Source organism: Streptomyces sp. NPDC002935 (assembly GCF_040611295.1).
In the GTDB taxonomy this organism is placed as follows: domain Bacteria; phylum Actinomycetota; class Actinomycetes; order Streptomycetales; family Streptomycetaceae; genus Streptomyces.
Map to the genome: position 1 here is coordinate 2,791 of NZ_JBEXNW010000044.1, position 15,622 is coordinate 18,412.

Consider the following 15,622-nt stretch of genomic DNA (forward strand, 5'->3'; position numbering starts at 1 on the left):
GTCCTCAAAGCCCGGGTCTATATCCGAACCGTCGCCGAAACCCTTCTCCTCAAAGCCCGGGTCTATATCCGAACCGTCGCCGAAACCCTTCTCCTCAAAGCCCGGGTCTATATCCGAACCGTCGCCGAAACCCTTCTCCTCGAAGCCCGGGTCTATATCCGAACCGTCGCCTGCCTGAGAAGCAGAAGATTCGCTAGACCCAGGACCCTCTCTCTCTGTTGCTTGCTCGTTGCCGTTTCCTTGCGCCCCCTGCGGGTCGCCCGTAACTTCTTCGATTCCTGTGCTTCCCTGATTGTCTCCACGATCGCCAGCTCCTGTATGCGGTGATTCACTGCCGCTACCTCCCCTTTCGGCTGGCCCGTCACTCATGGCGATCTTCTGATTCGTTATTGTTATTACAGATTGCATGGGTAAATAGATCCGAGATGGCACGCCGCACAGTGGCCGGCTGTGCCCAGTCTTCCGCTGCAAGCATTTGCTGAGCAAAGCACAGGGCGACGCGGTCAACAGTGTCCTTTAGATGCTTTTGGAGCCTGGCCCCTTGGTCGCCTTCTGGGAATTCGATGAGCTGGTAAGCGGCGTCTCGGCAGATATCCCATGTTGCAGGTCGGCCAACATTATGGGAAATGCGGTCAGTTTCGCGTGCCTGCCTCCAAATGCTGGCGAATTCGCCCGCGGCTGCCAGTTCGGCTACCGGATGGGCGCACAGGCAGGGGCCTGGGCGGTCCTGCCAGATGCGTTGGCAGCCTTGAAAGGGTCCGTAGCGGCCTCTTTGGAGGGCCAGGAGAAGCTTCCGCAGTTCGATGACATCGTTGGTAGTGTCGCGGCCTGCGAGGAGAGCAGTCAGAGTCTGATCAATGAGGTCAGCGACGGCTGCGGTCTGAGTGTAGGTCCAACTAGCGCGGGCGCCGCGGGCGTCGGCGAGTTGCCGGGAACCGTGGCGTATCAGGCAGGGGAGCAGGGCCCGGCGGCTCAGAAATGGGGGCCGGCGGGGTTCGACGACGGCAAGGACATCGGGCCAGGTGCGTTGCAGGGCGCCTCGCGTCTGAACTGTGGACAGGAGGAGTCGGCCCAGGGATCGGATCACGGGAGGTTCTTGCAGCAGGGCCCGTGCTGCCTCGCAGGCTTCTGGTGTGGGCAAGCATCGCTGGTCGCAGCCAGCGGATGGGAAGCTAAAGCCCTCGGCAACGTCCGGGCTACGCCGGGCCATGTGGTCGCGTACGTCGCTGTGAGTCGGCCAGGTTCCCGCCCCCCCTTTGGAGGGTGGCACCTGCAGCAGCAGCGGCGCATCATCGCCGTCGGTGAAGACAGCCGCCCGTCCGACTGGCAGAGTGGCCAGGGCGACGTCCTGACCGGGCGTCATCACCATGGTGGCGCCGAGCACCTCGCGGTCGTCGCCGGCGACGATCCGGTGGGCGATCTTGAGGTTGGTGTTCTTCAGGACGTCGGGCGCGAGCTTCGCCGGGATCTGGTCGACGACGATGACGCCCTGGCCATAGGCGCGAATCTCGGACAGGAGGCTGGTGAACGTGTCGACAGCCTTGCCCCGCACATTGGCTTCGACTACTTCGCCACTGCTTCGGGGACCAGCGGTGTTGGCCAGCAGCCGGTGTGCCTCCTCGATGACGAGCAGGTGCTGCAGTCCATCAGTGTCGCCCTGGCAGCGGCGACACTCGGCCAGGCGGATCATCAGCAGGCCCATCATGAAGGCCTTGTCGTCGTCATCGCCCATGCCTTCAAGTTCCAGGACGGCGGGGTGGCCGAGGAGCAGTTCGAAGGGCGAGGATCGGCGGACGTCGAGCATACGGCCTTTGCCTCCGGTGCGGAGGCTGTTCAGGCGAGTGCTGAGTGCTGCCCGGAGGTCTCCAGTGACCTTGTCCTCGTAGCCGAGCTGGGGGACAAGTTCTTCGACCTTGCGGACGAGGTCGGTCAGTGTGGGGAAGGCTACGGAGCGGTCAGCGGCGTCGTCGAGCCGGCGGTTGGTATTAGTGGTGACGTCCCAGCCGCGGTCGGCGTAGATGGCGTGCAGGCTGACTTCGAGGATCTGTGGTAGCGGGGTCCACATGCCGAAGCTGGCGTTGAACACGGAGCGCAGCAGGTCGAGGTGGACTGCGACGGGGATGCCTTCTTGGACCTCGAAGGGATTGAGCCGGAAGGGGGAGACGTTCTCGTCGCCGAGCGTGAAGACCTGAAGCTGAGGGCCGAGCACGTGGTCACGCAGCAGGACCCGGTATTCCGTCTTGGCGGGCTCGATGACGAGGAAGGGGACGCTGTGCTCGGCGGCTTGGCGCAATAGGTAGAAGACCGTGTTGGTCTTGCCGGACCCCGTGACGCCAGTGACAAAGGCATGGCGGGTGAGTTTGTCGGGGTGGATACCGTACGAGGTTCGGGTGATCTGCTGCCGTTCGACGACTGAGCCCAGATTGAGTGCCGCACTGTCGGCGGGCGGCGGCACGGTGTCGAATTGCGGTACCTGGGTGATGACGAATCCGTTGGTCTCCACATTGGGGAAGTGAACGTATGCGGCGAGTTGTGTCGAAGTGAGCAGCGTCTGGTGTTGGAAGGGCTGGATGTAGTGTCCTTGGGTGCTGGTGTCGGCGGCTGGGTCGGGCATGGCCCAGGAGTTGGCGAGCTTGGGCACGTCGTCGCGGTCCGACACGCGTACAGGTTCGGGGAGCGAGTCGTCACCGGAGAAGATGCCCCGCCACAGGCTCGCTACCTGGGGGTATCCGTCGGCGTCACCGAGCAGGTAAGCGGCGGTGCGCCAGGCACCGGTCCCCTGGCCGTCGGTGAAGGCCTTGAGCTGCACGCCGAGCAACTCAAGGTAGTGATCAGCGAGCGGGCTTGGGACGCCGCCCGCCGTTACCGCTGTCTGAACTGAGCGCATTTCGTTGATCAGCCTGAGTTTGAGGTCACGTACCAGCGTCTCGCCGAGAGGCTGCGCCAATATCAGCGCGGCCCACCGCACTTGGTGGAGCGCGCGCAGCAGCCGGTCGAATTGGCGAACTCCTTCGGCAGAGTCCGGAGGTCTGGGCGTAGGAATCCCAAGTACCAGTCCACCCATCTGCCATGTTCCTGTTACCGGGTCGTCGGGGCGGATGTCGACGGTCGGGTACAGCGCCCGCAGAGCCGATTCCAGCAGTCGCTCGTTCTCCTGCGCCGCAGAACTGTGGCTGCCTTCGGGAAGCCATGTGCCGGCACGGAATGCCGCCTGGCCCGGTTCGGAGCTGACCATGAAGGCCAGCGGCACCTGGTAGTTGTAAAGAGTGACCAACAGGTCTCGCGAAGGCTGCGGGTCCCCGTTGCAGTGTGTCCCGTTCGTGCCGCCGAAAGGCGTGTGCTGGGTCTTCTCCAGGCGTCCGATACCGGCGACCCGCACAAGAGTACGCAGGCCGAGCGGCGCTTGTGTCAGGTGGCTCTCGGGGCCGAGGCGAGGTGGCTCGAAGCCGGTACGTTGCAGATGGTCCAGGTCCTCCGCGGTCAGGCGCTCGATCGTCATCGCCCGACGACCTGAGTGAAGAAGCCCCAGATGAGAAAAGCGAGGAAGGCGACAAAGAAGACGGCAATGGCAATCGAGCAACCCTTGGGCGTCGTCTTGGCGTTGACGCCAGCCCCGCTCGTCAGATTCTCCACTTTGCTCGCCCGCAGCGTTCCTCTCTTCATCTTGCCGTGCGCCCGTACCCAATCGCCCTCGGAAATCGCCCCTTCGAACGCGTAGCCCCGCATCTCCACCGGCACCAGCAGCACCCGATTGCCATCCTCGTCATAGCGTTCAACCCGGAACGTCCACACCGTCTCGGAGCTTGATTCCCCCTGTTGCTCGGTGCGTGACTGCACACCATGCACCTGTCCCTCTACCACTCCGCTGCTGGTACTGAGCGACGGAGTCGATTGAGGGCTCGCAGTATCCGGTTGAGGAGACTGGGCGGGAGTGAAGGCCTCGGGTGGCCGACGGGCCTCTCCTGCGGACGGCGCGTTCCACCCGCCCCCGCCGGGGCGCACTCCGGGAGGAGCCGCGCTGGGAGGATCGGATGGCGCAGAAGATTCGTCGGGATGTCGCGGTGCAAAATCATGCCCGCACCGGATGCACCTCGCGGCTCCGGGCGTCGCTAGAGCTCCACAGTGAGCACACGCGCTTGGGCTAGTCATCCTGGACCACTCCCGGATCATCAGCCCCTTCTACCAGCAGACACCCATCCAAACCGCAGGTCAAACGGTCAGGTCACGAGCACCGACTGTCTACCAGCAACCGATGGTGGCAAGCATGGACCGACACGGATCCCCCCTCCGAGCTCCAGGCCCTCATCGACTCGGTCACTACCGGACACGGCATTGACCTCTACCACCGGATTTAACGAACTACCGGTAACAACCCGGCGTTCCACGGCCGCGTGCACCTGCTGCTGAGGCAACGCCGACGATGAACCCGCCGTCGAACCAAGACAGTGCGGCAGTCAGCGCGTGGGTTCCCAACCACCGCCGTCCGAGAATCTGCGAACCCACGTGCTTCCACCTGCGGAAACTTCGAGGAGCCAGCGGGTCAGGAATCCTCGTAGCCCTGCGGGGCAGTTCGTGAGGACGATGACGGTCACCAGCTCAGCGCGCCCTCGTCGTAGTTGCGGCCGGAAGGTACTGTGTGGCCGCCATCGCTCTGCAGGGTGACGACGTCTGACACGCTGCTTGCTTCACCAGCTCCGCCCACATCTGGTATAAGCAGGCTCTGAATGTCGGCAACACAGCGGTCCAGCAAGGAGAGTTCGTTGATGCGATCGCGTAGGGCGCGTCGTGTTCGCGAGCCGACGTCGTCGTCTCCTTCTACCGCGACGTCGAAGGCCAACGGGATACCGATCTCGGTCTTGTAGAGGTCTGCGATGTCCAGAACGAAGGAGAGCTCATGGCCTGAGTGAATGAAGCCGAGTGCGGGGCTGCAGCCGAGAGATGTGACGACCGCGTGCGCGATTCCGTACATGCATTGCGCCGCGGCGGTGATGGCCTGGTTCACGGGATCGCCGCTGGTGAAGTCGCCTGGGGTGAATTTGCGGCCGCGCCGGGGAATGCCGGTGCGGGCTGCTTGGGAGCGGTAGCAGTCTTTCACCCGTCGCCCTTCTCGGCCGAGCAGTTCGTGGCGGGTGAGGCCGGATGGGTCCTCGTCGGGGAAGCGCAGCCGGTACATGGCGCGGGCGACAGAAAGGCGGTTGCGGACGTTGGCCCACTGGCAAGCCTCGGCTTCTGCGAGGGCGGACGAGCGGGTCAAAGCCCGTCCCGCCGCGTAGTAGCGCACGCAGTGTTCCCCCACCCAAGCGACGGCCGCGCCGGTCTCCCCCAGGACGCTCATGGCCTGGTGGGTAATGCGGGTCCCGGGGCCGAGGAGGAGAGTGCCGATCGCGGCCGAGGGGATGTGTGTGGTGCCTTCGGCATCCTCAGCCGTGATCGCGTTGGCGTCCCGGTGGATGGTGCAACGCTCCAGGTAGATGAAGGACATCCGGTCACTGGCGCGTGTGAGGTGGCGCGGTGTGAGCGCAGGGCGCTGCCGACAGTTGTCACCCGTTCATCCCCTGGCGTCGGGGCTGCCGGAGCCAGGGTCATCAACCCGCAGCCGTACGCCTTGGCCTTGCCAAGTCCCTGGGTGAGCGTACGGCGCAGGGCTTCGGGATCCGTGACCTCGAGGCGTCCGTCGAACGTGACGGTCACCAGGCTGACCGGCCGGCGCTGGGCCTGCGTCGGACCGCTGGATTTGGCGAACGACAGTGTGCGCTGGTCTCGGACAGTCAGTTCGTAACGGTCGCCGTGGTGTTCATGCCCTTGGAAGGTTGTACCGCTGGGCAGGAGCCGTTTGTCGTGGGACTTTTCGATGACGCGGAACCCGGCTCGTTCCTGGCGTTCGAGGAGCCAGTTCTTCTGGTGAACGGGGGTGATGTGGGCGGTTCTCTTGGTGGGGTCGCCGTCCTTTCGGCGGATGTAGTGGACCGGGTTGGCGGTGAGCCGGAACGCCCAAGTGTCGCCCTCGGCAAGGCCGTCGAGCAGCTGACTGTACGGCCGCGTTTGCCAGCCAGGGGTTTCCGGGTTGGCAGCTGCTGCGGGCCATCCGGCTTGTTCAACGAGGTGGGTGAGGTCGGGCTGTCCGGGGCTGACGACGTACAGGAAGACTTCTGCCCGGGCGTTGTGGTCGAGGCGCCACAGCACTCGGGGGGCGTCGGTGTCGCCTTGCGCCATGGGGAGCAGGTCAGGGAAGGACGACATCACGGCTGCGTGGAGTGCCTGGGGTGAAGAGAGCAGACGGCGGGCGCCGGGGCGCGCTGTGTTCAGACGGAATCGGGTGAGGTGCATCAGGTGCTCTCCTCCTGAAGAGCGGCGAACGGGTCGTGCTGCGGTGCACTCCTCGTCGGGGTGGCGGCTTGCGGGTTGGGCACGTCCACGGTCGTCCGCACGATGCTGCGCAGTGCGTGACGCCGGTGCTCTACGGCGAAGCTGAGGGGCTGGTCGCGCAGGACGTCCGTGTGCTGTTCGTCGGGGCTGGCTTCGCGCAGGACCGCGAGGGGGACGTTGGCCTGCCCGTGCACGCGGGGATGGTCCGGCAGTCGCGAAGACAACAGCGACAGGCACATCCTGCTCCCACGGGGCAAGGCCACAATGTGGGTACGCGATCGACTGGACGGCGTGTAAGTCGAATCCCGGATCGTCCAGCTCAAGGCCCAGACCGCAGGCCCGGGCGGTTCCGCAGCGGGTCGTGTGTCCGGCGTGCGGGACGCTGTCGTCTCGGGTGCACAGCCGGTATGTACGGCAACTCGCCGACACCTCGGTCAGCGGGCGCCCGGTGCTGATCGAGTTACAGGTGCGGCGGTTCCGCTGCGGCCAACGTCTACGCAGACAGGCGACGTTCGCCGAGCAGGTCGACGGGCTGACCGTCCGGCACGGCCGACGCAGCGCCGGGCTGCAGACGGTGCTGGAGCGTGTGGCGGTGATGCTGGCCGGCCGAGCCGGTACCCGCCTGTCCCAGACTCTGGCCGCCGGGGTGAGCGGGTCAACACTACTGCGGTTGATCCGTCGCCTGCCGGAGCCCGATACCTCGACAACACCTACCACGAGGGCCAGCCGACCAACGGCACGCCACCGTCGCCGACCAGGTCACCACCACCATGGTGGGGGCATCTGCGGATAGCTACCCATCGGAGGCGGACGTGCGCGGGCTGACCACGGCGCTCCCGCAGGGCATCGGGGAACCGGGAGAATGGAGCGGCAGGCGTTGCGGTGTGGACGTTCGCGTAAAACTTGATCGTCGACAAGCCCCACTTCGATCATCGAATTCGATCCGAAATCCCGCCTTGCCGTCAGCCGTCTGCATGCCGATAGGCTTACCTTTGATCGTCCCGAACTTGCCCAGCTTCACTTCTTCAGCTTTGAATCCGCGAGAACTCAACCAATCCAGAGCCTGATTCCGCGCCTGGTTGAAGTCATCGCGCAGGTGAATCCGAAGTAGGCGTAGACCTCCACCTGCATACCGAAGGTCGTCGCCGCGCGCTCCCGCGCCTGTGCGGGTGTGCCCCCGCACCCTTGCCCTGGCAGTCCAAGCAGAAGCCCCGTCAGGTATACCTGACGGGGCTTCAATTTTGCACGTGGGGCGCAGTTGCTAGGCCAGGACTACCGACGGGTCTCGGCAGCGGTGGTTGCGTACGAGTCAGTACGCACGGCGTCAGATGCTGACGAGGCTGATGGTCGGACCGTTGCCGCCTGCGCTATCCGACACTGAGATGTCGAACTCCCGTTCCGGAAAGGCTTGCCGCGCCGCGCTCTGCCAGATGACGGCTATATCCGCCGCCAGTTCCGGGAGCGCGGCGTACTCGGCGTCCGAGGTCAGCGTGAAGTAGTCCCACAGGTGTACATGATTCACCACTGACTCAACCGCCCGCAAGTCACCGGGCAGCCGCTCCAGCCATCTGTCCACGCCCTCGGGGCTGAATTTGAAGCCCAGGAATACACAGCCCTGATATTCAACGAACTTCGGCCAATACAGCGCCATCAGCGCGGTGGCGTCAGCGACCGTGACATTGGCCGCCATAAAGCCCTGGAGGCTGTACCCGCGCTTGTCTACGACCCATTCCGTGAGCTGTGGGAGGCCTTTGGGGTCCATTGCATCAACCTGACTTCCGACCGGTGGTAATAGTTAGTTGATTCACTTACCGATTTTTAGCAGTGGATCGGCGGAACGTCGTCAGGACCAGTAGGATGAGCGGGATCGACCTGGTACGGGAAAACTTTTCCGTTCGGGCTCTCGTTCCGCTCGAAGTACTGGACATGCGGAGTTTCGACGCCCTTGTGGGCGTCTCCGACCAGGTCGACCCTCCGCATGATTATTCCGCGCTCATCATAGACCGCATAGTTCGTTATCTCTCCGTTGACACCCGTACGGTACAGAATTCCTCCAGCCGGTCCAGGCGTGGCGCCCCGGGTGTCTCCGCCCGTCGGGAATTTCAGGCCGGTCGGCCATTCTTTGGCATTCGCCCAGGGATTGCCGCCTCCGTCATTGTGGACCAGGACCGGAGTTTTTCCAGCCAGCACATAGTACGTGTGCAAGCCGTCGACGGTGAGGTTGCGGGTCTCCTGCTGCTTGCGGAAGAGGCGCGCTGCAAGTACCGCAACGTTTGCACCTGTCTCTGTACGGAGGGTCATGCCTGGCTTCAGGTCACCTGCGTCGATCCACGTCTCCTCGGAGGGCGACCAGAAGCGATGATGGTCGGTCGCTGTGATCTTTGCCGTACCGTCATGTGTTTTGAGCGTGAGTTCGGTGAAATCTTTGTCGTCGACCGTGATGATAGTGGCAAGGACGGTGCGGGATTCCGTCCTTCCTGTTTCAGGGTCAGTCGCAATGACCTGGTCGCCGACTGTGACATCCTTGATGGCTTTGGTCGTGCCGTCAGCCATCGTGACTTTAGTTTCCGGCGTGAAGCTATTTCGAACCGAGCAGGAAGTAACAGCGTCGTACACTGCGCCGTACGCGTCCCCTAGCAGCTTCTCCGCCAGTTTGAACTTTGCAGCGGCGATGAGATCTGCTCCGACACTGAGGCACGCCTCAGCAACACCCTTGAGGCACTCTTCGCCATCCGCGATTCCGAGCAGTTCCTTCTCGAACTGCCACAGGTTATGCATGCTCTCTTCGAACGCCGGCCCCTGAGTGCTCAACGTGCAGAGCACTTCATTGTGCTGGCAGAAGTTTCCCGGGTTATCAACGGGGTCGCAGCCCAATGCACTCCCGCACCGGTACATCTCTTCGGGAGAAGGGTCGCCACCGCTGCCACCACCGCTGCCACCGCCGCCGCCACCGCCGCCGCCTGAGTCGTCGGGCTCCGGGTCAAGCTCGCCGCTGTCGATCGGGGTGGGCTCCGTCATCAGACCGGTCGGGTCCGAGTAGCTGACGGGGTTGTTCCGGCTGTAGCTGTAGGAGGAGAGGTTTTGCGGGTCGTATGGGGTACTGAGGGGGTCGGGACTGAGGAAGCGGCCGAGGACCGGGTCGTAGGCGCGGGCGCCGAGGAGGGAAAGGCCGGTGCTGGTGTCTTCGGTTTTGCCCAGGAATCCGTTGTTGGTTCCGGTCGGCAGGGTGCCGCTGCGTTCGTCGCCGAAGGGGGTGTAGCGGCGGCGGGTGGCGGTGCCGCTGGTGGCGTCGACCGTGAGTTGGGTGGAGGCCTGGTTGTCGGCCATCAGGTAGGTGACTTTGCCGCCGGGCGTGTTGTTGCCGGTGGTGGTGCGCATGGCGACGGTGGATCCGCCGCTGGTGTAGTACCGGGTGGCGCTGACTTTGTTGCCGTCGTTGCGCAGTTCCATACCGCCGAGGTAGGCGACGGTTTCCTGGGGAGTGGTTCGGACGGCAAGGTTGCCGTCTGCGTCGTACGCGTAGCGGGTGAGCTCGCTGCCGGTGGTCTTGGTGGTCTTGACGGTGGAGAGCTGGGCCAGTTTGGTCCAGGTGTAGTCAATGGTGGTGCCGGGTTCGAGGCGCTTGAGCATCGTCCCGTCGTCGTTGTAGGTGAGGGTGTCGGTGCCGGTAGTGGTGGTGGTGGTGGGGGGGACGGTGGTGGGGTCGGTGGTGATGTGGTTGATCTTGCGGACGCCGTGGGGCGTGTCGGCGTTGGCGGTGGTCCAGGTGCCGGAGTCGTTGTATCCGGGGTAGAGGTAGTCGCGGTTGGTGAGCTTGCTGGTCCGGTCGGTGTCCTTGACGGACTGAAGGTTGCCGAGGCGGTCGTAGGTGTACTCGGTCTGATAGGGGGACGTGCCGGCGAAGTCCGAGCCCGACGACCCGGTGCACCCGTCGACGCGGGTGTAGGCCAGAGTGAGGCGGGCCTGGTCGTCGTAGGTGAAGCACTGGGACTGGGGGGTCTGCCCGCCGGCTTCTTCCTTCAGTCCGGTGATGTTGCCGGAGAGGTCGTAGCTGTAGGTGTCCTTTTGGCTTTCGGTGATGAGCTGGTTGACCTTGGTCGTTGTGGAGATGCCCTGCAGCCAGTGGGTGCCGGTGGTGTCCTGGTAGCTGTACGAACGCGTCGCGGTGACAGCGTCTCCGAGGCCGAGGCCAGTGGTCGGCTTGCCATAGAAGCGGTCGGTGAGGCGGCTGTATGCGTCGTAGACCGTGTTGTTGACGTAGGTCGCCTTGTCGGAGGTGACGCTGTCGGGCTGCCCGTAGGAGGTGTATCCGGTGGTGACGGTCTCCGCGTCCAGACCGCTGGCTGCCGGGCCTGCGGGGTATTTCACCGAGGTGACGTGGTCGGCGGCGTCGTAGGTGAATTCCGTTTTGTAGTCGCCCGCCAGGCCGGTGACGTTGGCCGGGATGGTGACGGTAGTGCTTTCCGGGCGGCCGCGGTCGTCGAAGCTGTTGACCTTGGTGGTGTAGGTGTTGCCGCTCGCGTCCCGGCCGACGGTTGAGGTGACCTTCCCCTGCCCGCCCGGGGTGGTCACGCCGTCCCAAGTCCATGCGGCTAGTTCATCGGCCCCACTGGTCACGGACGTCTTGCGGCCCAAGCTGTCGTAGCCGTACTTGAGAACGGTCTTCGCGATGCCGGTGGTCGGGTTGATGTTGCTGCTGACCTTATTGACCTGCCCGTTTTTGATGTCGTACTCGGTGGTGGATTGGCCGGCGTCCGGGTCGTCGACTGTGAGGCGCTGGCCGGCCCAGTTGTAGGTGTATTTGGTGTTGTTGCCGCGTGGGTCGCTGATCTGCTTGAGCTGGCCCTTGGCCGTGTAGGTGTACTGCGTGGTGTAGGTCGAACTGCCGGTGTGTTCGACGACCTTCGAGACCTGCCCGTACACGTCGGTGTAGGCGTCCGTTGCGCCGTAAACCGCCGGAGTAGCGGTGGTGTAGTCGCCGTGGTACGTGGTTTGGCTCTTCCCGTACATCGATTCAACGGAGTCGGTGCCGTTCCCGACCAGGATTCTGGAAGATGTGGTCCGCCCGGCCCAGTCGAGCGTGAGGTCGGTGTAGGACGGCAGGTCCTTCAAGTCAGGGTTGGAGGGTCCGCCGATGCCCATTGGGCCTGAGTTGCGGAAGACGGCGGAGTTGCCGGTGACGTTGCCTGCCGAGTCGTAGCGGACGACAGCCACCTGCCGATAGGTGTAGTCGTGATCGTCGGGGATCGGTTTCTGCGTCTCCCGGGCGCGGCCCAAACCGTCGGCGTAGGTGTGCATGGACAGGTACTGGTTCCCGGACTGGAGGGTCTGGGTGCCCACGCCGGGGTAGCCGTCGACTGAGTCTGGCACCCCGCCGATCGTGGAGGTGGGGATGCTGTAGCTGAACTTCACCGACGGCGAGTTGCCGGTCTCGGTGGGCTTCCACACCTCGACGGTGCGTCCCGCGCCGTCCAGAGTGACCTCGGTGATCTTCCCGTTGGCGTCCTTGCTCTTGTACGGCACGCCCCAGTAGCGAGACAGCCACACCTTGGAGGTCAGCGGACCGCGCCAGGGATCGAGGCCGTCGTCGGGGTCGGGAGAGGTGGTGGTGATGCCGTCCACCGGCCAGATGTTGTCCGGGCTGTAGGTGATGGTGGTGCGGTTCTCGTAGCCGTCCTCGGTCCAGACCGCCCGGCCTGCGTCGTCGTAGTCGTGCTTGACCAGCTGGAAGTCTGCCGATCCTGACGAGGCGTAGGTACGTACTTCGGTCGGGTTGCCGTCGACGGGATTGTTGGCCGCTATGGAAGTGGCGCCGTCGTAGAACGTGGTGGTGTGACCGTCCTGGTTGGCATCGCTCAGACCTGCGCATCCTTCGCCGGCCGTGTTGTAGTGCTTGGTCTCGTCGGTGAGGACGGTCCACCGCTTGACGTCGCTGCCGTCGTAGGCGGCAGTGTTGTAGGCACGGCCGAAGGCGGTGCAGCGGTTGTCTGCGACGCCCTTTTCGCCCTGGTCGTCGACCCGTATGGGCAGGCCATAGGTGTTGGCGGTGGGGTTGTCGTCGAATTCGTTCTGGACGACGTGCTCGCGCCAGCCGGTGCCGGACGAGATTTTAGTGGCGGTGGTGGTCTCCGACTCGCGGACGAAGCGCGCGTCGGGCAGCCCCGTGTAGGTCGCGGTGGTGTGGACCCAGTACTTGTGGAAGACCCGCTCGTGCGAGTCGCCGGTGTCGTCCCGCTTCGACGTCTCGATCGTTTTGCCCTGCAGCCACGGCGAGTCGGTGTAAGACGTGCCCTCACCGTCGGTGACGCTGACCGAGCGGGTCTTGGAGGGGTCGTCCTTGTCGGTGCGGTCGCCGTCCAGTCCGCGGTAGAGCCAGTGGAACGTGGAGTGCTTGACGGCGCCGGTTCCGGTGGTGACCTCGACGCGCTGGTAGCCGCGCCAGTCCGACCAGGTCTCGTCGTCGTCCTTGGTGAGGGGGTCGTTGGTGAAGCGCCAGCCGGCCCCGCCCTGGTAGTCGTAGGTGGTCGTCATCTCCGGCGCGCCGTCCTGGTTGCTGGTCACCGTCGGGTCGACGGTGACCTTGGTGACCAGGAACTTCTTGAACCAGCCGGTGGTGGAGTCGGACGCCCCTTCTGGGGTCCATTTCTGCCAGTAGCAGTCATTGGTGTTCGAGGACTGGGTCGGGTAGTCGTCGGAGCTGCAGGCGTTGGGCGAGCCGTACGTGACGGTGGTGGTCGCGCCGAGGTCTCCGTGGATCGTCTCGATGCGGCGGAAGTTCAGCTCCTTGGTGCCGACCTGGTTGTCGAGGTCGATGCCGTTGAAGTTGATGACCGGCAGGATGATGTCCGGGTCCGTCCCGTACGACTTGCGCTGGACGTAGTCCAGCCACAGCGTCTTGCCGACGGATCCGTCAGGGTTGGGCAGGCCGTGCTTGGTCTGGTACTGCTGCACCAGGTCCCAGCCGCTGCCGTCCGCTTCCAGGACGGAGGTCTTGATGTCCCACAGCATGTCCTTGGTGAAGAACGTGGGGTAGTACGTCTTGCCCGCGCATTCGTAATCCGCCGAGGTGCCGTCACACATCAGATCGATGGGCACGTCCGGATACGACGACGGCTCAGCAGAGATCGACGGACAGTTGCCCGGCTCGCTGCGCAGCGGGTCCGCGTCCGCCATCCGCTCCACGCAACGGCCCACATGGCTCAGTTCCACCCTGCCGGTCGGCATGGAGTCGGCGATCTGGCTGGGCCACCCGTACTGGATCTCGGTCAGGTAGCCGCCCGCCGTGTACTGCCTGGCCTTGTCGACGTCGGCGGTGGACCGGTAGTAGTTGTACTCCTTGTCGTAGAAGTAGACCGACTCGACCTCGTTGGCATCGACCGTGCGGTCCAGGTTCCACCGCCAGGCCTGCGTGCACGGCTCGGGGAACTGGGAGTGGCACGGCTCGCCCAGGTCATCGCCCACGACCGGCTCGGTGAACACAGAAGCCGTCGTGGTACCGGTGCGCTCGGAGCGGCCCCAGCCGAAGTAGTAGCGGTGCCCGTCCTGGCTGGAGATCACCCAGTACTCGTCGTCCGCGCCGTGCCCGTCTTTGAGGTGCTGCACTCGCCAGCCCGGGTCGTCCTGCACGTGGTACGAGCCGGTGCCGGTGCCGTCCTGGATGAGCTGCGAGCTGACGCCGTTGAGGTTGATGACGTAGACGGCGCCGTCCGGCTCCGTCGCGGTGTTCGGCGAGTCCCAGCACATGTCGCCGATGTCGTCGAGACCGTCCTGGGTGCAGTTGCGGTAGCGCCGCTCGATGAATCCGACCCCGAGGTCCCAGCCCATACCGACCCAGGAGGCCTGGTTGTTGGTGGCCGAGGTGCGGCCGTCCACCGACTGCGAGTTGTACGTCATCGCCAGGGACGGGGCCGACCCCATGGCCGGCTTGGGCAGCTGGATCGGCACGTTGTAGGTGAAGGCGCCCGATCCGGTAGCCACCTCCCAGGACCCGGTCGGGGACAGCGTCGAGGCCCGGTAGTCGCCCTGGTCCGAGGACGAACTGCTGGTCACCGCGTAGACGCTCGCACCCGCGCCGCTGCCCAGCTGCGAGGACAGCCCGCTGTCGTCCGGCTCCGCCACCACGGTCGCGGTCAGCGTGCCCGTCTTGGTGTCGTTGTCCACGGGGACGAATTCACGACCCCTGCAGTCTTCGGCATCGGGGGTCTCCAGCGCGCAGGCGGGAAGCTTCACGAGCCGCAGCCGGGAAGCGAACTCGCCGCCGTAGGCGTACTTGAAGCCGGAGTAGTCGATGCTGACCTGCACCTGACCCGGCGTGGTCACGCCGTCGGAGCGGGTGACCTGCAGCCCGAGCCCGATCCCTCCCGCCGGCGCGACGTCGTCACGGTCCAGAACCCGGACGTCGACCTGATCGGGAGAGATCGGGTCGTCGTCTGCAGGCTCAGCCGATGCCGATGCCGATGCCGATTCGGAGGTGGAAGCGGAGTCGGAGGGCTGAGGTTCCGACGTCACGCCCGACTCCGGCGTGGGCGACGTGCCCCCTTCAGGACTGTCCGAAGGACTAGGGTCCGTGGACGGCGAAGCGTCGTCGTCCGTGAGACGTGCCGACGCCAGCTGCGCAACGGCACCTTCCCCTTCGGGCAGCGGCGCTACCTCGACCACGTCACCGACCGCGGTGACGTCCTGGTCCTGGTCGTGCGACTGCGACGCGGACGCGCTCGGCGCCACCGCCCCCGGATCGCCGGGCTCCGCCTGCGACAGATCCACCGTCGCCTCGGCCGCGCTCGGCCAGTCCGGCGTGGGCAGCGCCTTGCCTACTTCCTCCGCCTGCTGCGCGGGGACCGTGCCCAGCGACTGGGAGGGAACGACCGGTATCGAGTCCTCCCCTGCGGCCGCCTCGGTCGGTGACACCACCGACATCGTCGTCAGCAAGCCAGCCATGAGAGCACCGGCTAGCCCAACTGACAGGTAACGCGCACGCCTTACGGCCACTCGAACCCCCCACGCATGCCACCTGCATCACACGCAAGGGCAGTCCAATGAATCAACTGCCGTCATCCGGGCATGCCGAACGTGCTCACCAGCACGCTGGGATCGGCTCGACCTGGATTTTGATCAGTGAAGCGGGACAGTAGTTCGTGTGAACAAGGTGTGAATAGAGGGTTCGATCATGGGTTTCCGTCCGACTCTGTGACGTTCCCCACAAACGGGTGACCTGTCACGCAGGCGCCTGACCTGCGGTTCAGGCAGATTTGGCATC

At 64.8% G+C, this 15,622-nt stretch carries 6 protein-coding genes and 4 pseudogenes; 1 reads left to right on the plus strand and 9 read right to left on the minus strand.

The genetic code is table 11. From position 1 onward, the window contains the following. The 7 genes and pseudogenes from ABZX90_RS38235 to ABZX90_RS38265 all read right to left on the minus strand — a co-directional run. Window positions 1-369: pseudogene (locus tag ABZX90_RS38235) on the minus strand (hypothetical protein); the annotation flags it as partial. Then, window positions 362-3,499 carry a DUF87 domain-containing protein gene (locus ABZX90_RS38240; RefSeq protein ID WP_355212854.1) on the minus strand — a complete coding sequence of 1,046 codons (3,138 nt, stop codon included), beginning with the start codon at window positions 3,497-3,499 and terminating at the stop codon, window positions 362-364. The pseudogene ABZX90_RS38235 and the gene ABZX90_RS38240, both read right to left, overlap by 8 nt. Continuing rightward, the gene (locus ABZX90_RS38245; protein ID WP_355212856.1) at window positions 3,496-3,837 is read right to left on the minus strand and encodes a hypothetical protein; all 342 of its coding nucleotides are present in this window, start codon (window positions 3,835-3,837) and stop codon (window positions 3,496-3,498) included. Before ABZX90_RS38245 ends, ABZX90_RS38240 begins: the two co-directional genes overlap by 4 nt. Window positions 3,838-4,511: 674 nt before the next feature. After that, window positions 4,512-4,592: pseudogene (locus ABZX90_RS38250) on the minus strand (type I-E CRISPR-associated endoribonuclease Cas2); the annotation flags it as partial. Then, a pseudogene (gene cas1e / locus ABZX90_RS38255) lies at window positions 4,589-5,530 on the minus strand (type I-E CRISPR-associated endonuclease Cas1e); the annotation flags it as partial. The pseudogenes ABZX90_RS38250 and cas1e, both read right to left, overlap by 4 nt. 41 nt (window positions 5,531-5,571) lie before the next feature. Beyond that, window positions 5,572-6,327, minus strand: a pseudogene (gene cas6e, locus ABZX90_RS38260) (type I-E CRISPR-associated protein Cas6/Cse3/CasE); the annotation flags it as partial. After that, entirely contained in the window at window positions 6,327-6,560 is a 234-nt protein-coding gene (locus ABZX90_RS38265) for a hypothetical protein (RefSeq protein WP_355212858.1), read from the minus strand. The pseudogene cas6e and the gene ABZX90_RS38265, both read right to left, overlap by 1 nt. A gap of 167 nt (window positions 6,561-6,727) precedes the next feature. Here ABZX90_RS38265 and ABZX90_RS38270 point away from each other — a divergent pair, with 167 nt between their 5' ends. Further along, complete coding sequence (locus ABZX90_RS38270; RefSeq protein WP_355212860.1) at window positions 6,728-7,159, plus strand: transposase family protein; 432 nt, start codon at window positions 6,728-6,730, stop codon at window positions 7,157-7,159. A gap of 531 nt (window positions 7,160-7,690) precedes the next feature. On the opposite strand, the gene ABZX90_RS38275 is transcribed toward ABZX90_RS38270, so the two are convergent. Both ABZX90_RS38275 and ABZX90_RS38280 read right to left on the minus strand, forming a co-directional pair. Next, complete coding sequence (locus ABZX90_RS38275; protein WP_355212862.1) at window positions 7,691-8,128, minus strand: hypothetical protein; 438 nt, start codon at window positions 8,126-8,128, stop codon at window positions 7,691-7,693. Between the two features lie 56 nt (window positions 8,129-8,184). Next, window positions 8,185-15,303 carry a polymorphic toxin type 24 domain-containing protein gene (locus ABZX90_RS38280; protein ID WP_355212864.1) on the minus strand — a complete coding sequence of 2,373 codons (7,119 nt, stop codon included), beginning with the start codon at window positions 15,301-15,303 and terminating at the stop codon, window positions 8,185-8,187. Window positions 15,304-15,622: the final 319 nt, after the last annotated feature.

Bases quoted from the DNA above. Each gene is read 5' to 3' on its own strand.
- ABZX90_RS38275 (WP_355212862.1), bottom strand. From the start codon at position 8,128: ATGGACCCCAAAGGCCTCCCACAGCTCACGGAATGGGTCGTAGACAAG.
- ABZX90_RS38280 (WP_355212864.1), bottom strand. From the start codon at position 15,303: ATGGCTGGCTTGCTGACGACGATGTCGGTGGTGTCACCGACCGAGGCG.
- ABZX90_RS38240 (WP_355212854.1), bottom strand. From the start codon at position 3,499: ATGACGATCGAGCGCCTGACCGCGGAGGACCTGGACCATCTGCAACGT.